Below are 18,815 nucleotides of genomic sequence, written 5' to 3'. Positions count from 1 at the left end.
GGCAAGAGTAAATAACATCGTGCAAACATTATTAACCCAAAACTTCAAATTTATGAAAAAAATGAAGCAAAGTGAACCCTCTGTTCCTTTGAGGACTGTTCGGAGCCGAAAATTTAAAATTCAGAGAATTTTCGTGCTAGCGCTGTATGTATTAGGATGCTTTAGCTTGCTGGGAACAGCCAGTGTTAACGCAGCTTCTCCTAATTCGGGTATGTTCCAAACGGAACAGGAGAAAAAAACAGTAAAAGGTGTTGTGACTGATAATGACGGAGAACCCATCCCAGGCGTATCTGTATTGGTTAAAGGCACTACCGTTGGGCAAATTACCAATTACAATGGAGAGTATGCGCTTGATATTCCTGTAGCTAACGATACGCTTGTATTTTCATTTGTTGGCTTAGTAACGGTTGAAGAAGTTGTTGGCAATCGTACTGAGATTAATGTAATGATGGAAAGCGATGCTTTTGATGTCGATGAAGTGGTTGTAACAGCTTTGGGTATTCAGCGTGACAAAAAAACACTGACTTATGCATCTCAACAGGTTTCAGGTGAAGAGTTGCTAAAGTCGCGCGATATTAACTTCATGAACAGCCTGAGTGGAAAAACGGCTGGTCTTGAAATCAGAAAGAGTAGTTCCGGAGCAGGAGGTTCTACCCGTACCGTGTTGAGGGGCAGCCGTTCGGTGAGTGGGTTGACAGAGCCGCTATACGTTATTGATGGTATTCCAATGGTTAACCATAAAGGTGGACAGCCAGGTATGTGGGGAGGAACAGACCAAGGTGATGGTTTGTCTCAGATTAACCCGGAAGATATTGAAAGCATTAATATTCTGAAAGGATCCAATGCTGCCGTACTTTATGGTAGTCAGGGAGCAAACGGAGTGGTAATCATAACCACTAAAAAAGCCAAAGAAGGACGCGTAGATGTAACGTTTAGTTCGAGTTCCGTTTTTGAGAGCATTCTGGCAGCTCCTGAATTGCAATTTGATTATGGAAGTGAATCTGGTGCGAAAGAAAGTTGGTCGTATACAAAAGGAAATTATGACAGTAACTATGTGGACGACTTCTTCCAAACAGGATACAACCTGGTGAATAACCTGTCGATCAATGGAGGTAATAACAAAACTTCGGTTTATTTCTCATATGGAAATACAGCTTCATCAGGTATTGTTCCGAACAACGATTACTCCAAGCACAATGTCATGTTTAAGCAATCAACGAATTTGTTTAATGACAAAGTTCGAATTAGCTCCAATGTGATGTTGATTGCTGAAAAAACAAGTAATCGTAACACGGCTGGGTATTACCTAAACCCGCTAACTGGTTTGTATCTTTTCCCACGCGACAAGGATTTCCAATCGTATAAGGACAATTACCAGGTGTTTAATGCAGATCGTAACATGTATTTGCAGAACTGGTTTGTCGAAGATCACTTTCAGTCAAATCCTTATTGGGTAATTAACAAGGAGCCTAAAAAAGACTTGGCTAAGCGTTTGATTTCAAGTGCAACTTTAGAATATTTCATTACCGATAAATTGAAGTTTCAGGCTCGTGGAAACATCGATTATGCCGTGAAGTCCTACGAACAAAAGCATGCTGCAGGATCGAATCCAACCAACGTATCTGCAAACGGAAGATGGCAGTACCAAAAGTATGAAGACAAGTCGGTTTATACCGATGGAATCTTTACTTATCAAAATGAGTTCGGTGCATTTAATTTGGATGCAACCTTAGGTGCCAGTTACCAGGAAACCGTTTTGGGAGACGGGGTTGCTGTTGATAACGGAACCAACGATTTGCTTTATCCCAATGAATTCTTCTTCCAAAACTTGCCTTTCAATGTTCAGGTACGCTCAACTTACAGCGGGAAAGTGATTAAACAAGGTGTTTTTGGTAACTTCCAGTTAGGTTTCAAAGAAATGTTGTTTCTGGACTTGTCAGGAAGAAATGACTGGGCTTCGACCTTGGCTGGAACTGGAAACGATTCTTATTTCTATCCGGCAGTGGGGCTTACCGGTATCATCAGCGAGATGGTAACGTTGCCTGATTTTATTAGCTTTGCTAAAGTTCGTGCATCCAGCACAACGGTTGCCAACGAGGTTCCTTTTAATCGAATTCATCCTCAGCATACCATTAATAGTGGTGGAGGTGTTGACCGGAACACGCAACTACCATTTAGAACCTTGAAGCCTGAAATGCAGACCAGTATGGAATTAGGTGCTGACTGGAGATTTTTTAATGGCCGATTTGGCTTTGATTTTACCTATTACCATGTAGATAGTAAAGATCAATTCATACCTCTTCCTGCTCCATCAGGCTCAGGCTACACCACTTATTTTATCAATGCGGGTAAAATTGTAAATAAAGGGGTAGAATTAACGGTTAATAGCATTCCTGTAAAAACCAGAAACTTCACTTGGAATTCAACTTTCAACTACAGCAAAAACAACAGTAAAGTAGAAGAACTGGTTCCTGAATTTGAAGATAAAAGGATTGACTTGGGAAGTTCTGAAGGATATTCAACTTATCTGCTGGCTGGAGGTTCTTTCTATGATTTGTATGGATATAAGTTTCAACGCAACGAACAAGGACAAATCATTCTGGATGAAAAAACTGGCAAGCCACAAAAAACAACCGAGCGCGAGTATCTGGGCAACCTGGAGCCGGATTGGAGTTTAGGCTGGAATAACAACATGAGATACAAAAACCTTTCTTTAAGTTTTCTGATTAACGCGAAAATTGGTGGGAAAGTCGTTAGTCAAACTGAATCGATGCTTGATGGATACGGAGTGAGCAAACGTACCGGAGATGCTCGTGACAACGGTGGTGTTGTTGCCATCAATGCGATTCAGGGAACAACTCCTGTAACCGAAATCGATGCCAAAACTTACTATACAACAGTAGGTGAACGGAATGGTATCCTGGAAGCTTATGTGTATGATCGTACCAACATCCGGTTAAGCCAATTGGCTTTAACTTATGACTTTGATATGACAAAACTTAGCTTGCCCTTCAAAGCAGCTTCTTTCTCTTTAGTTGGTCAAAACTTGTTCTTCATCTATAAAGATGCTCCTTATGATCCAGAACTGGCAATGAATACCGGATTAAACTCTCAATCGCTGGATAACTTTAACTTGCCTTCTACGAGAACGTATGGTTTTAATCTAAAAATTACATTTTAATAATTCGCGACTATGAAAAAGATATTTTTTACCATGATGCTTGCTCTTGCTTTGGGAGCTTGCACCGATCAATTTGAAGAAGCGAACACCAATCCCTATGAGATTAGCGGGGAGTCGCTGAAACAGGATTTCAACCATGTTGGGGCTTATTTTTCTTCTATGTTGGGGAATATTTTTGGACACCAGATTGAAGAAAATCTGGTTGCTGAGTCTTTTGCTGATTACATGGCAACACCAACTCCGTTTGTGAGTAACGTCAACAACACGACGTACTACATTCGTTGGAATACCTACTGGAACCGGATCTATAATAACTTGATGGCTCCATCAAAACAAGTGATTGAAATTGCTGAAGAGGATGGTTACGAAGTGTTTGCACAATGGGCACGCTTAGTTCGTATCCTTGGCGTATCACGCTTGACAACTTATCATGGTCCTGTGATTTACTCCAATTATGGGTCTTCTGAATCAACGGTTTACTATGATAGCGAGCCTGAGCTATATGACACATTCTTTAGCGAATTGGATAAGATTCAGGAAGTGTTCCGGGCGAATGAGGATTATGTGGGGATGAAAAAGTTTGATGCCAGTTACAATGGAGATGTCCTCAAGTGGATGAAGCTGGTAAACTCCTTGCGTTTACGTTTGGCTATTCGTATTTCTAAAGCCGATCCTGTACTGGCAAAAGCTGAAGGCGAAAAAGCAATTAGTGATCCTGCGGGTTTGATTTTAAGCAATGAGGATAATTTTACGATTTCGCTGTATGGCGGTAAATTGTATTTGGCCATTATTTGTTTCGAGTGGAATGATACCAGAATGTCTGCAGCGATGGAATCATTCTTGGTAGGCTTGAAAGACAACCGTATTGCTAAATATTTCCAACCCGCAACGGACGAATCGTTATATCCGGATCATCCTGAATATCCGTATAAAGGTATCCGTAATGGAGCTGAGTTGGTTGCCAAAGATGATCGTACTTCTTTCTCAATGATTAATGAGAGCTTTAAAACAATTACGAAGCGAAATTACCTGGAAGCAGCTGAAGTTTATTTTGATTTGGCTGAAGCGAGTTTGAGAGGCTGGGAAGGTGCCGGAGATGCTCAGGAAAACTATGAAAATGGTGTTCGAGCATCTTTCGCAAACTGGGGAGCCGGTGGTGTTGATGAGTACCTGGCTGATGATACCAGTAAACCAATCAACTACAATGATCCTAAAGCAACAGGTGATGTTAATGATTTTATTTCTCGGTCTACCGTTACTGTAAAGTGGAATGAAGCCGATTCTGATGAGCTGAAGCTGGAAAAAATTATTACACAAAAGTGGATTGCAGGATTCTTTAATCCCAATGAGCCTTGGGCTGATTTTCGAAGAACCGGCTATCCTAAAATTCCAACGGTGTATAAAAATGACAGCAGTTCTGACTGGGGAATTATTCCTGAGGGAGAATGGATCAAACGGATGCCATTTGTTGAAGCTGAAAGAACCGGAAATGTGGAAGGTATTGCTGATGCTACTCAAAAACTGGGTGGCCCGGATGCAATCAGTACACGTTTGTGGTGGGATACAGGTGGTCCTAACTTTTAAATATGTGTTTTTGAGATATTGTAATGTTTGACAATGAAGAGGTGCTCCACTATACAGGAGCACCTCTTTTTCTTTAATAAAGAACGTATGGATACGATTTAAATAGAAGGGGTTATTGCTTGAGTTTAGCTATGTTCTAACTTTTGGACTAAAGGACTTTTTTCGTCTAAAGTTCTTTAATTAACTGATATACAGCATAAAAGCTTTTCGGAGAAATAAAAAATTTTATTTTTGCCAGTTACAACTAATCTTTAATTTGGATGAAAAGTACAACTTTACTATTTGTTGCATGTCTTTTAGGCATGCAATCATTGTTTGCTGGGGGCTTGCTGACCAACGCCAATCAGAGTGCGCAATACATTCGAATGCTCTCCAGAAATGCTTCTACTGATCTGGATGCAGTATATTTCAATCCAGCTGGAGTGATGGAAATGCAGAATGGCTTTCATTTTGGTTTTCATAGTCAAACCCTCTACCAAACCCGTACCATTACCACCACGGCACCTTTGAATAACCAGGAATTTATTGGTGAGTTGGAAGTGCCGGTTTTTCCAAGTGCTTTTGCGGTGTATAAAAAAGACAAGCTGGCTTTTTCGCTGGGCTTTGGTCCAAATGCCGGGGGAGGCTCGGTTGTTTTTGATGAAGGAATTCCTTCGTTTGAAGGAAGAATTGCGCAGATGGCTACAGGCTACGGAATGTTGGCTGATGTTTTTTCTGCTGCCAGTGGTGGTCAGATTCTAGGGGTGACGGGGTATAATAGCGACATTGCTTTCGAAGGCCAATCCGTTTTCTGGGGATTTCAGCTTGGAATGAGTACGAAAGTGAATGAAATGGTGTCGGTATATGGAGGCGTTCGGGTTTTGCCATCAGTGAATACCTATTCGGGAACGATTGCCAACATTCAGGCTATAACGGCAGCCGGTGCCATGCCCGCTTCACAATATCAAGGTATGGTAAAGCCAGTGCTTGATGGTTTGATTGGTACACTGAATACCACGCAAAATAATCTAAAAACGGCAATTGGGGTTGGTGCTCTTGATGGGGATGCTGCTATTGAAGATCCACAATTACTTCAGGTTTTAGGGATGCTGGGTTCTGATGCCAGTACCTATGGTGAGGCTGTTGGTGTTTTAGAAGCAACAGAAGGGCAGTTAGCTCAGCTGAATAATTCAAACTTGCTGGATCAAGAGTTGGATACCAAACAAAAAGGAACTGGCTTTACGCCAATTTTTGGGGTAAACATTTCGCCTAATGACCGATTGAATATTGGCGCGAAATATGAATTCCAAACGGTATTGAAGCTGACCAATGAAACTAAAGTGGATGATACGGGCTTATTCCCGGACAAAGCAGAAACGCGTACGGATATTCCTGCTATCCTAATGGTGGGTCTGGACTACAAGTTGACTTCGAAGTTATCAAGTTCCGTGTCTTTCAATAATTATTTTGACAAAGGCGTTAACTGGGGGAGAACAATGTCAGGCGATGAACGCGTGATTGAAGATAACCTGTGGGAAGTATCGCTTGGGTTGCAGTACGATTTTTCTGATCGTTTTGCATTGAGTGCCGGAGCCATGCAGTCAACCACTGGTGTTAGCGAGCAGTACCAAAGTGATTTCAGTTACAGCAATTCGTCCAATTCATTTGCGGCAGGCCTTCAGTGGAAAGCCACCAAGCAACTGACTTTGGATGCCGGAGTGCTTTATACGACTTACACAGATGAGGATAAGGCGTTTCCAACTTATACGGAAACCTATGACAAGGAAAACATTGCCGTTGCCATTGGCTTGCAATACAGTCTTTTTAAATAGGCATATTCGACCAATTCAAAAATAAGAGAAGAGGCACCGGAAAAAAGGTGTCTCTTTTTTTTGGCTTGAATAATGGTTATTTTTGGTGCTTATCAACTTAAATATAGATTTCAATCCTATGAAGAAATGGACCTTTATTCTTGGTCTGATGTTGCCATTGTGGAGCGTTAGCCAGTCGATTGATCAAAAGGACCTGGATAAAATCCGGTCAGGTTTTGTGAAAGATAATTATACGGTGGGCATGCAAAATGCACTTTCCTCCAATCCGATAACTGACTTGGCCTGGAGCCGGGAAAATGAGGGAACAACGGATCATTATTTTACTTACCGTGTTGAGGTGTCGGGAATTACCAATCAAAAGAAATCGGGCCGTTGCTGGCTGTTCACTTCATTGAATATTTTTCGTCCCATGGCGAGTGAGAAATTCAATACCCAATCGCTTGAGTTTTCTGAAAACTACCTTTATTTCTGGGACTTGTTTGAAAAGGCCAACTTATTTCTGAATAACATTATTGCTACGGCTGATTTAGCCATTGATGATCAGAAAGTACGTTGGTACTTCCGGTCGCCGGTGGATGATGGCGGACAATGGATCAATTTTGTAAACCTGGCCAATAAATATGGTATGGTACCGCGCGAAGCCATGGAAGAAACGTATTCCAGCGAAAACACCAGCTGGATGACCAAGTTGGTGAACCGCAAACTTCGTGAACAAGCTTTGGCGCTGCGTGAAATGAAAGCGTCGGGAAAAAGTGACAAGGCCATTGAAAATGCCAAGGTTGACATGATGGCTGTCATTTACCGCATGCTGGCCTTGAACTTGGGCGAGCCTCCTGTTGAGTTCGAATTCAGATACAAGGACAAAGAAGGGAAGTTGGTTGCAGCCCAAAACTATACGCCGCAATCATTCATGAAAGCGGTGTTGGGCGATATTCAACTGAATGATTATGTGATGTTGATGAATGATCCCACGCGACCTTTCTGGAAACATTATGAAATTGAGAATTACCGCAATGTGGAAGAGGGTGAAAACTGGCATTATGTCAATCTCCCCAACGAGGCGATTAAGGCATTTTGCATTGAATCGATTAAAAATAATGAAGCCATGTACGCCTCGTGCGATGTAGGCAAACAGCTACGGCGCGACTACGGCATTCTGGATGTGGATAACTTCAACTACGAAGCGGTTTACAATGTGCCTTTTCAGATGTCGAAAACAGAGCGGATTCAGAGTCGTGAAAGTGGTTCGAGCCATGGGATGGCTTTGATTGCAGTTGAGGTGGACAACGATGAACAGCCGCTGAAGTGGCAGTTTGAAAACAGCTGGGGCGCGCAGTCGGGCGAAAAGGGGTATCTGACTTTTACCGATCAATGGTTTGACGAATACATGTTCCGCATTGTCGTGCATAAAAAATATGTAAGTCAGAAAGTCTTGGATATCTACGGTGAAAAGGCAGAAATGCTTCCACCATGGGATCCGATGTTCTAAGAAGCTGACAAAATTTGAAACGGGCAACATCGTGAGTGTGTTGCCCGTTTTTTTGGATTAATTAAGAACGATTGTGAAAACTAGGTATTGTTTGATTAATTAAAATGTTTCTCCGGGAATCCGGATTTCCCCCGCACTTCAATCAGCCATTCGGTGAGGATATCCGAAGCGGGGCTCGTGTTTTTTTGGTACCAGTCGCCACGTTGCTGCAGCAGGTATCGGGTTAGTACCGGACTATTTTTTTTGGACAGGTAGATGGCGTAAATTTCCGCGCCGGCATCGGCCATCACCGATTTCCCTTCGCTAAGTCTTCCTTGGCGGGCTTTTAAAGCCAGTTGCTCCATTTTTTGAAGCGTATTTTCATTCAGGAACGTATCTCTGGCCGTGGCTTGCAAAAGATTGCTTTCAAAATCTTCAACTTTAATTTGGTCATTTTCCGGCCAATTCCAGTTTCCCGGTTGATTATAGTCGTATAGGGTTCCCTGCTGATCGATGATGAAGCCCCTGTGCAGATAGCCCCAGGCGTGGTTCACATGGTCAAACTGAAAATAAATGGTAAACTCTTTCGGATTGTCCGGCACTTCCTCTTCGGTGCAGGAGGCTGCCAACAGAAAGGGAAAAAGTAGCAGGAGTAGTCTGACTTTATTCATGGCGCAACGGATTATTCACTTTTCCTAAAAACAACAAGGTGTTGGTATCTTTTTCGCGAATGGCGAAAACAAAAGGACGGTTGACATTGAAAACCGGCTCTGCCCCAATTGAAGTAACACCAACGGTTACGCTTGTTACGGCGGCTGCTTCTGTTCCTTTCTCATCTACCTTGATGTAGCTTTTGTGCTTTACCTCAGAAAGAAACAGGTCTGATCGGTTTGAGATGCCTGAAAAATCAGCAAGCATCGGCGAAAAAGCATCGGTCATTCCAAGGGTCTTAAGCGGATCAGTCAAGCTGGTTTCAAAGGCGAATTCAAACTTCGAAAGGTAAACTTTCAGGTTTCGTTGATGCAGGTTCCCAAGCAACTCATTTAGCCCGGCAGAACCAAGCCCGGCAATCACCTCATTGGTTGAATGGTTCTTATTCGGAAGAAAGATCAGCATGCTGTATTTCTCTTTGCCGTAAGGAAGCTCCAGCAGTTCAAACTGCTCAGTGCTGGCGTAATTCAGGGGCATTTCTTCCAGCATCATGCTTAGTACTTGTAGCTCGTTGCCATTTTCGGTATAAAATGTCCGGTTCTCTGTTTGGTCTTTGTTGAAGCGGTATGTCCATTCCCCGTTAAAGTAAATGGCGTTGAGCAAATACATAACATCGTTCGGCGAAATGGAATCGATAATTTTTTCAATCTTATTTCGGGTTTGGTCGTTTACCCACTCATTAACCTGTTTTTTGCTGGCTTCTGCCGCATTGAAATTTAGTGCTTCTACTTCGGCCTGGTAATACTCTTGATTGGTTGAAATGAAGTTGGAGTTTACCTGGAAGTCATCGCGATGAAAAATGGCGTTGGCAATCGAAAGGTCTACTTTGGAGTCGTGGCTTTTTAGGGCTGCAACCAATTGTTGATACGCGTTATTGATTTCCTGAGTCGAAAAAACAGCTTTGTGCAGAGCCTCTTCCATCTGTGATTTGGTATTCCCTTCAGCCCCGTTGTAGGTCATGGCTAAAGCCAGCGAAATGCTGAGCGGTGAAAGCATCAGGTTTTTATCTTCCTCCAGGCTGGCATTGACTGTTTTAAAAAGTTCGAGGCCAAAGGTGTTGTCGCCTTCAATAAGCTGTTGTGATTTTTTAGTGAGCTCAATGGTGTCTCCTGGGCCATCTTCAACAGGCGTGTTGGTGCAAGACTGTGGGGACAACCCGAGAAGAGCAATGCTTAAAAATAGACTAAGAGTTTTCATGACTCAATGATTTTGTACAAAGATGTCGTTCATGTAATCTTGATTGGTAAATCAGTGTAATGGTTGCGTCAAAAAACAGAGAAACTGAAAAATGAATAGGCTGACGCAACCTTTAGAGGGCTACTTGCATCTGCTAAGTGAAATCACCCATCATGCCTGTTTTTTAGGTGTACTTATAGAACAAACCAAAGAATGAATTGCTATTTGTGCAAGGATTCTGCTAATTTTGATCTTAAACCAATTGAAACGATTTTGAAAGATCTGAAGCAACTCATTATTGATAGTGCTGCAGGAAAAGCAAAAGCGCAGGCCGAGCTTTACCGGTATATGGCACCCAAGATGTATGGGGTTTGTCTTCGCTATTCGAAAGATGACACGGAAGCGGAAGATAACTTGCAGGAAGGTTTTTTGAAGGTCTTTGAAAAAATTGGTTCTTTTCGGCATGAAGGCTCGTTTGAGGGATGGGTGCGACGAATCATGGTAAATACTGCCTTGGAGCGTTATCGTAAAAACAATTTAATGCACCCAGTGGAAGATATGGGCGTGTATGATGGTCCGGAATTAAGCGACCAAGTGATCTCAGAGCTGTCGGCTCAGGATCTGATGAAGCTAATTCAGGAGTTGCCACCGCGCTACCGTATGGTGTTTAACCTTTATGCGTTTGATGGGATGAACCACAAGGAAATTGCCGATGAAATGAATATTTCGGTAGGGACCTCAAAGTCGAACCTGGCGCGTGCGCGGGGGATCTTAAAGGAGAAGGTTGTGAAGTATTTTGGTGAAATAGAAAATAATTATTCTGCATGACAAAGAATAATAATCAAATAGATGAACTGTTCCGTTCGAAGTTGGAGCATTTTGAACAAGAGCCACCGGCTTATGTTTGGAATCGAATTCAGGAACAGCAGGTGGGGGACAAACGTCGTGTACTATTTCGTTACCTAAAAGGAACGGGGATTGCAGCTGCCGTTTTGCTGGCTTTTTTCTTGGGTTGGCAAATGCAGCATCGTGATGGGGAATTAGCTCCGGTTTTATCAGACCGGCAGGTTCCGGTTAGTGAACAGGAAATGAGCACAGTTCCCGGAGACTCCGAAGGAGAAACCAAAACTGAGACAGGGATTGCCATTCCGCAGAAACCGGATGAAACAGTTTATGCGCAGGAAGCCGCTAAGTCGAATGTGCCGGCAGCCCAGCAAGCGGGAGGTGCAAAGAGAAACGAGTTGAATGCCACGGCTACTCCAGCGTTTGCTTCAGGGACTGCTTTGTTTGCCCAAGAGAATGCTCCGGCAACAGAAGCTTTAATCCGTTCCACTGAAGGTGCTAGCCCATTGCGCTTGTTGGATTTGCTTAAGCTGGAATTGGACGATTCATTTGACCGGCAGACTGCCTTGGTGGAAATGAATAAAAAGCAGCGGGAAAGCGCATCAGAACTGAACCTGCTGGATCAGTACCGGATGCAGGAGAATGCCCGGATGCTTGCGATGAATCAAGAGGCTGGCGATGAGCAAGGCTGGGCGCTGGGTGCGATGCTGACACCGGGAATGGCTGTTAATCAAAGTTCACAGAGCCAGAATTATTCCCGCAGTATGACTGTTGCCAATTCAAAAGATTATTTCCAGATGGGAGGAGGACTTGCCGTTGAGTATAAAACAAAGAAACGCTGGAGTATTCAGAGTGGTGTTTACTACAGCAAACTGGAGCAAACATCTTCCAATCAGGTTTATCAACCCGCAGGCATTTCTAACGATGTGGTTAGCGGAGAATCGGCGAAAGGGGACCCCGCTTATTTCAATACAACCGTTGCTGTCAGAGCGGGTGAGATGCTGATGAACACAGCTGCTGGAGTTATCTCTATCGATCGCCTGCCAACCAACGCCAAGCTGAGTAATGGTTTTGAGTCGTTTGCAGCCAGTGATGGAATTTTACTGACCGAGACCGAGTTTGAACAAAACTTTGAATACATCGAGATCCCTTTTCTTTTACGTTACCAGTTGATCGACGCTACTTTTGATCTACAGGTACTTGGTGGTTTCAGTACCAGCGTACTTGTGGGGAACAACGCTTACGCCAACAGCCAGTTCGGAAATGAACGTATCGGCGAAACCCGGGATATGAACCGTTTGAATTACAGCACCACTATTGGGCTAGGAGTGGGCTACGGAATTTCGAACAAAATTAGTTTGCACCTTGAGCCCCAGTTAAGGTATTTCTTAGGTTCGTTGAATAGCAATCCTGATGTTGATTTCAAACCCTACACCATTGGAGTGTCAACAGGGCTGAGCTACCAGTTTTAGTGCAATTCTGGACTTTTGTCTTCAAGTGTAGTCGGAACTGATTCAATTGACGCAATCATTTTTTTGATTCGAATCAAAAGTTTAAAATTCATTCATCCAGGAAAAAGGCTCTTTTTGAAGGACTAAAATTGAGGAAAGACGTGGCCATAAACCGACAAACTTCAGCAGGCAGCTTAGAGGAAAATAGGTAAGCTGTCCGGCGAATAATCCAGCGCACAAATCCCCGTATCTTTTAAGCTTCCGGTTGTCATGTGGATAAACCAATGGAAAACCAACGAGCGATAGCGGAATTTTTATATTTTTGTGCCTTAATTCAGAATACGTTAAAAATCACATAACTAATGGAAATTCCAAGCAAGTATAATCCTGTTGAAGTAGAGGATAAGTGGTACCAGTATTGGTTGAAACAGAACTACTTTCACTCCGAACCCGATGAGCGTGAGCCTTACACCATTGTAATTCCCCCACCAAATGTGACGGGAGTGCTGCACATGGGGCACATGCTAAACAATACGATTCAGGATATTCTGGTGCGCCGGGCGCGTATGCTCGGAAAAAATGCCTGCTGGGTGCCCGGAACAGACCACGCTTCCATTGCAACGGAAGCCAAAGTTGTGGCTAAACTGAAAGGCGAAGGAATTGCTAAAAAAGACTTGACGCGAGAGGAATTTCTGAAACATGCCTGGGATTGGACGGATAAGCATGGAGGAATCATCCTGGAACAGCTGAAAAAGCTGGGTGCTTCCTGCGACTGGGAGCGTACCTGCTTTACCATGGATGAGGCGCGTTCCGAATCGGTAATTAAGGTTTTTGTCGATCTGTACAATAAAGGGTTGGTTTACCGCGGCGTACGCATGGTTAACTGGGATCCTCAGGCTAAAACCGCTGTGTCCGATGAAGAGGTAATCTACAAGGAAGAGCAATCGAAATTGTACTATGTCCGTTACCAGATTGAAGGCGAAGACGACTATGTGACCATTGCCACCACGCGTCCGGAAACAATCCTTGGAGATACCGCTGTGTGTGTGAACCCGGAAGATGAACGTTTTAAGCACTTGAAAGGCAAACGCGTATTGGTGCCGCTTGTTAATCGCAGTGTTCCTGTGATTATGGACGACTACGTGGACATGGAATTTGGAACAGGTTGTTTGAAAATTACCCCGGCGCATGATATCAATGACTACGAAATTGGGATGCGTCACAACCTGGAAACCATCGATACCTTTAACGATGATGGCACGCTGAGCGAAAAAGCACAGCTGCTGGTGGGGGTTGACCGTTTTGAAGCGCGTAAGCAAATCATCCCGATGCTGGAAGACGCCGGCAATCTGGTTAAAGAGGAAGACTATAAAAACAAGGTTGGTTATTCGGAACGTACCGATGTTGTGATTGAGCCCAAACTGTCGGCCCAATGGTTTTTGGCGATGGAAAAACTGGCCAAGCCTGCTTTGGAAGCGGTGGAGTCTGACGATGTGGAATTTCACCCTAAGAAATTTAAAAACCTTTACCGCCACTGGATGGGCAATGTGAAGGACTGGTGTATCAGTCGTCAATTGTGGTGGGGGCATCAAATACCCGTGTATTACCTGGCTGATGGCAGCTTTGTGGTAGCCGAAACGGCTGAAAAAGCGCTGGAGGCAGCCAAGGAAAAAACAGGCAACGCTCAGCTGACAATGGCTGACCTGACTCAGGATGAAGATGTGCTTGACACTTGGGCTTCTTCCTGGTTGTGGCCGATCTCGGTGTTTGATGGTATCAACGATCCGAACAATAAGGATATTCAATATTATTATCCGACTGATGATTTGGTAACCGCGCCGGAAATTATCTTTTTCTGGGTGGCCCGAATGATTATTGCCGGCTACGAATACCGTCAGGATAAACCGTTCAAGAACGTTTACTTTACGGGAATTGTACGCGATAAGCTGCGTCGGAAAATGAGCAAGTCGCTTGGGAATTCACCTGACCCGCTTGACCTGATTAAGCAATATGGTGCCGATGGTGTCCGGGTGGGCATGCTGCTGTGTTCGCCTGCAGGAAACGACTTGCTGTTTGATGAGGCGCTGACGGAGCAGGGACGTAACTTCACGGCTAAAATCTGGAACTCTTTCCGCTTGATTAAAGGATGGGAGGTTGCCGGCTTTTTGAAACAGCCCGAGCATTCGCGCTTAGCCCTCGACTGGTTCAACCATAAATTGAACGAACAGATTGCAATAATTAATGATCACTTTGAAAAGTTTCGGATTTCGGATGCCTTGATGACGGTTTATACTACCATTCGCGATGATTTCTCATCGTGGTTGCTTGAAGTGGTGAAGCCGGCTTACCAACAACCGATTGATCAAAAGACTTATGAAGAGGTGTTGGAAGCATTGGATAAAGTGCTGCGGATACTGCATCCGTTTATGCCTTTTATTTCAGAAGAAATCTGGCAGTTGCTCCGCGAACGTCAGGACGGCGAAAGCATCATGATCAGCCAATGGCCGGAAGCCGGAGTGGTGGATGCCAGCGTGCTGAACGATTTTGAATCGGTAAAAGAAGCCATTGCCGGAATTCGGAATATTCGGAACAACAATAACCTGCCGATGAAAGATCAGCTGGAGCTGAAGATTCAGTCGGGCGATAAAGGTTATAACCAGCAGTACGATTCGGTGATTGCCAAAATGGCAAACTTATCGGCCATCAATCTGGTTAACGAAGAAGTGAAAGGCGCTGCTTCATTCCGGGTGTATTCATCCAGCTATTTTATTGATTTGGGTGATTTGATTGATGCCGAAGAAGAATTGAAGAAACTGGAAGAAGAACTGAAATATACCCAGGGCTTTTTAAATTCGGTGATGAAAAAACTCAGCAATGAGCGCTTTGTTAGTGGAGCGCCTGAAGCGGTTGTGGCCAAAGAAAAAGCCAAACAAGCCGATGCTGAGGCCAAGATAAAAGTTCTGCAGGAGCAAATTGCCAACCTGAAGTAGGTTTGCCGGCAGATACTAAATTGAATACATAAAAAACCGGCTGATTCATGAAGAATCAGCCGGTTTTTTTATATCGCTAGTTGAACGGAGTTAGTTCCCCATTTCTGACATAAACTTAATGCGCATCAGACGAATGTCTTCCTCGGTGTATTCATCTTCGCCCAGCTCTTCAATGGCTGCCTCGATGGAGTCTTCCTCGGCTTCGCGGAAATAGTCAAACACTTCTTCCTGATGGTCTTCATCCATTACATCGTTGATATAATAGTCAATGTTGATTTTCGTTCCTGAATTGACAATGGCTTCCAGTTCGGTTATCAAGTCTTTCAACTCAAGTCCTTTGGATTCGGCAATGTCATCCAGCGAAAGTTTGCGGTCAATGCTTTGGATGATGTAAACTTTCATTTTTGACTTATTGGCGACCATTTTTACCACCATGTCTTGAGGGCGCTCTATTTCATTGTCCTCGACATAGCTCTTGATCATGGCGACAAATTCTTTACCGTAGCGCCGGGCTTTTCCTTCGCCCACTCCCTGAATGAATTTCATTTCTTCCAAGGTAATCGGATACTGGATGGACATATCAGCCAACGACGGATCCTGGAAAATTACGAAAGGAGGAAGCTTGTGTTTTTTTGCCACCTTTTTCCGCAAATCTTTCAGCATGGCAAACAAGGCCGGATCGCCACCGGAGCCTCCTGATGGTCCCGAACCCGATGCAGATGCTTCTTCTTCCAGTTCATCGTAGTTGTGGTTGCGTACAAGCATGAACGATTCGGGTTTCTCCATAAACTGGCGTCCCTTTTCATTAATCTTCAGCAAGCCATAATTCTCGATATCCTTGTTGATTAAGCCGGCAATCATGCTCTGGCGAAAAACGGCATTCCAGAAACGGTCGCTGTGGTCGTCGCCCGAGCCAAATGTTTTTAGTTGATCGTGCTTGAATGATTTGACAGCTGCGGACATTCGTCCGGTCAGGATGTCTGAAATGTGATCGGCTTTGTATTTCTCATGCACCTCGTCAATTACTCTCAGGGCACGAACCACTTCATCGCTGGCTTCCACCTGCTCTTTTGGGTTCAGGCAGTTGTCGCAATTGCCGCAAGGCTCTTCCAGGTTTTCGCCGAAATAGTTTAGCAGCATAATTCGCCGGCAAATGGCTGTTTCAGCATAGGAAGCTGTATCGAGCAGCAGTTGGCGACCAATTTCCTGTTCGGCCACTGGCTTGCCCTGCATGAACTTTTCAAGTTTCTGAATATCCTTATACGAATAAAAGGCAATGCACTGTCCTTCGCCGCCATCGCGTCCGGCTCGTCCGGTTTCCTGGTAATAGCCTTCCAGGCTCTTGGGAATATCATAATGCATAACAAACCGAACATCTGGCTTGTCAATACCCATCCCAAAAGCGATGGTTGCAACAATGACATCCACTTCTTCCATCAGAAATTTATCCTGATTCCCGGAACGGGTAGCGGAGTCCATGCCAGCGTGGTAGGCCAGGGCTTTGATGCCGTTAACCTGCAGCGCTTCGGCCAGTTCTTCCACTCGTTTGCGGCTTAGGCAATAGATGATGCCCGACTTTCCTTCATTTTCCTTGATAAACCGAATGATTTGAGTTTCCGGTTTGATTTTGGGCTTGACCGCGTAGTAAAGATTTGGCCTGTTAAAGGAGGCCTTGAACACGCGCGCATCCAGCATGCCCAGGTTTTTCTGGATGTCATGTTGTACTTTGGCCGTGGCGGTAGCCGTCAACGCCATAATTGGAGCCGCCCCGATGTCTTGGACAATGGGGCGAATTCGTCGATACTCGGGCCTAAAGTCGTGACCCCACTCAGAGATACAGTGTGCTTCATCAATGGCATAAAAAGAGATATTGACTTTGGCTAAAAAATCAATATTGTCCTGTTTGGTCAATGACTCCGGAGCGACATACAACAGTTTTGTCTTTCCGGCAAGCACATCATCCTTCACATTTTGAATAGCCACTTTGGTTAATGAAGAATTTAAAAAGTGGGCAATTCCATCGTCCGTACCAAAACTTCGGATTGAATCAACCTGATTCTTCATTAGTGCTATCAGTGGTGATATAACAATAGCAGTCCCTTCCATTATTAACGCAGGCAACTGATAGCACAATGACTTTCCTCCCCCCGTAGGCATCAGCACAAAAGAATCCTTCCCATCAAGAACACTTTTGATGACCTCTTCCTGCTGACCCTTAAACCGATCAAAACCAAAATACTTTTGGAGTTGCTCGGTTAATGATAGCTCATTCTTCATAAAAGCCTGAATTTGTTTACGTTAAACCTTTTTCTTTTTACAATCGCAGAATCTAAGATAGATAAAATATGCTTCATTTCGCAATGATTTTTTTAAATAACGCCAAGTTGAAAGAGCGTGAGTAGTATTCTGTTGGTATTTAGTTGGTTGTAGTCCTTGAGACTGCCCGAAGCATGTGTAGGCTGGAGAAGTGATTGAAAGCAATCATAAATCATTCTTTTTGCGCTTTCTATTCGTTAATCACTCAATTTGAAAGTCTGAGGTTGTCAGGTTGATGGCTGGAAGGAGTGTGTCAAAATTTGGGATTTTCTTTTTGTCAGGTAAAAATTAAGACCTCACACAAAAGCTTAATCCGTAATATAAACTATATTTGTCGTGATTTTTAAACAGCTAATTTTAAATCTTTTTTCTGAACCAAATTGCCGATAATGACTGAGACAAAATATTCTGAGAATCAAAAATCCAATAAGAAAAAGAGCAAAAAAGACCCACAGGAAGAAATGTCTTTTCTTGAACATCTGGAAGAATTAAGGTGGCATTTGATCCGTGCTTTTCTGGCCATTGTCCTGTTTGCGGTCTTAGCTTTTATCAACAAAGATTTTATTTTCGACACGGTGATTTTCAATCCGAAAACAGCCGATTTTTGGACCAATCGGATGTTTGCCAAGCTGGCAGAACTGACTGGAACCGATTCGCTTCGAATTAACAATACCGAGCTGCAGCTGATTAGTATAAAAATGGCCGACAACTTCATGACCCACGTGATGACCTCGATCATTGCCGGCTTGATTGTTTCGTCGCCTTATGTTTTTTATGAGATCTGGCGGTTTATCAGCCCGGCCTTGTATGACAAGGAACGCCGTCATTCAGGTGGTGCTGTTATTTATATGTCCGTTTTGTTTATTCTCGGCGTATTGTTTGGCTATTATTTAATTGTTCCGCTTTCCATTCACTTTTTAGGGTCTTATTCCATATCGAGTGAAGTGATCAACCAGATCAATATGCGGTCGTATATCGGTACGGTGACCTCGATCAGTCTGGCCAGCGGGGTTATTTTTGAATTACCTATCTTTGTTTATTTCCTGAGTAAGATTGGGATTTTAACTCCTGAATTGATGAAAAACTACCGGAGACATGCTTACGTGGCGCTGTTGCTGTTGTCAGCAATCATCACGCCTCCGGATGTGTTCAGTCAGATTATGGTTTGTATTCCTTTGGCTTTCCTGTATGAAATAGGTATCATTATTTCGCGCCGGGTGAACAAAAAAGCAGAGGAAAACCTGGAATCGATATAGTAGAATTACACAACAAGCGATAAGCGAA

The 18,815-nt window shown here is 43.7% G+C and carries 11 protein-coding genes; 8 read left to right on the top strand and 3 right to left on the bottom strand.

All coding sequences use genetic code 11. The features are described from left to right. The first annotated feature begins 52 nt into the window (after positions 1-52). The 4 genes from Q1A18_RS15785 to Q1A18_RS15770 all read left to right on the top strand — a co-directional run bounded on the left by Q1A18_RS15785 (position 53) and on the right by Q1A18_RS15770 (position 8,065). Positions 53-3,181: a SusC/RagA family TonB-linked outer membrane protein gene (locus Q1A18_RS15785; protein ID WP_299582730.1), complete on the top strand. Its 3,129-nt coding sequence runs from the start codon at positions 53-55 to the stop codon at positions 3,179-3,181. A 12-nt stretch (positions 3,182-3,193) separates the two neighbouring features. After that, a complete protein-coding gene (locus Q1A18_RS15780; RefSeq protein WP_299582727.1) occupies positions 3,194-4,765 on the top strand; it encodes a SusD/RagB family nutrient-binding outer membrane lipoprotein in 1,572 nt (523 codons plus the stop codon). Positions 4,766-5,025: 260 nt separating this feature from the next. Then, entirely contained in the window at positions 5,026-6,576 is a 1,551-nt protein-coding gene (locus Q1A18_RS15775) for an outer membrane protein transport protein (protein ID WP_299582724.1), read from the top strand. Between the two features lie 118 nt (positions 6,577-6,694). After that, positions 6,695-8,065, top strand: coding sequence for a C1 family peptidase (locus Q1A18_RS15770; RefSeq protein ID WP_299582721.1), 1,371 nt, complete (start codon positions 6,695-6,697; stop codon positions 8,063-8,065). A 95-nt stretch (positions 8,066-8,160) separates the two neighbouring features. On the opposite strand, the gene Q1A18_RS15765 is transcribed toward Q1A18_RS15770, so the two are convergent. Together Q1A18_RS15765 and Q1A18_RS15760 are read right to left on the bottom strand one after the other, a co-directional pair. Next, positions 8,161-8,715, bottom strand: a complete 555-nt coding sequence (locus Q1A18_RS15765; RefSeq protein WP_299582718.1) for a hypothetical protein — start codon at positions 8,713-8,715, stop codon at positions 8,161-8,163. Continuing rightward, positions 8,708-9,952 carry a serpin family protein gene (locus Q1A18_RS15760; RefSeq protein ID WP_299582715.1) on the bottom strand — a complete coding sequence of 415 codons (1,245 nt, stop codon included), beginning with the start codon at positions 9,950-9,952 and terminating at the stop codon, positions 8,708-8,710. Before Q1A18_RS15760 ends, Q1A18_RS15765 begins: the two co-directional genes overlap by 8 nt. 192 nt (positions 9,953-10,144) lie before the next feature. Between Q1A18_RS15760 and Q1A18_RS15755 the strand changes: the two genes are divergently transcribed. From Q1A18_RS15755 to Q1A18_RS15745, 3 genes are all read left to right on the top strand, one after another. Beyond that, on the top strand, positions 10,145-10,759 hold the full coding sequence (locus Q1A18_RS15755) for a sigma-70 family RNA polymerase sigma factor (protein ID WP_299582712.1): 615 nt from the start codon (positions 10,145-10,147) through the stop codon (positions 10,757-10,759). Then, positions 10,756-12,246: an outer membrane beta-barrel protein gene (locus Q1A18_RS15750; RefSeq protein WP_299582709.1), complete on the top strand. Its 1,491-nt coding sequence runs from the start codon at positions 10,756-10,758 to the stop codon at positions 12,244-12,246. Before Q1A18_RS15755 ends, Q1A18_RS15750 begins: the two co-directional genes overlap by 4 nt. 341 nt (positions 12,247-12,587) lie before the next feature. Beyond that, positions 12,588-15,215, top strand: a complete 2,628-nt coding sequence (locus Q1A18_RS15745) for a valine--tRNA ligase (RefSeq protein ID WP_299582704.1) — start codon at positions 12,588-12,590, stop codon at positions 15,213-15,215. Positions 15,216-15,305: 90 nt separating this feature from the next. On the opposite strand, the gene recQ is transcribed toward Q1A18_RS15745, so the two are convergent. Continuing rightward, positions 15,306-17,492 carry a DNA helicase RecQ gene (gene recQ, locus Q1A18_RS15740; protein WP_299582701.1) on the bottom strand — a complete coding sequence of 729 codons (2,187 nt, stop codon included), beginning with the start codon at positions 17,490-17,492 and terminating at the stop codon, positions 15,306-15,308. Positions 17,493-17,920: 428 nt separating this feature from the next. Here recQ and tatC point away from each other — a divergent pair, with 428 nt between their 5' ends. Then, positions 17,921-18,787 carry a twin-arginine translocase subunit TatC gene (tatC, locus tag Q1A18_RS15735; RefSeq protein WP_299582698.1) on the top strand — a complete coding sequence of 289 codons (867 nt, stop codon included), beginning with the start codon at positions 17,921-17,923 and terminating at the stop codon, positions 18,785-18,787. The last annotated feature ends 28 nt before the right edge of the window (positions 18,788-18,815 follow it).

Source organism: uncultured Sunxiuqinia sp., assembly GCF_947495665.1.
GTDB lineage: Bacteria > Bacteroidota > Bacteroidia > Bacteroidales > Prolixibacteraceae > Sunxiuqinia > Sunxiuqinia rutila.
The sequence above is the reverse complement of the archived record's forward strand: the minus strand, read 5'-3'. Positions and strand labels throughout refer to the sequence as shown.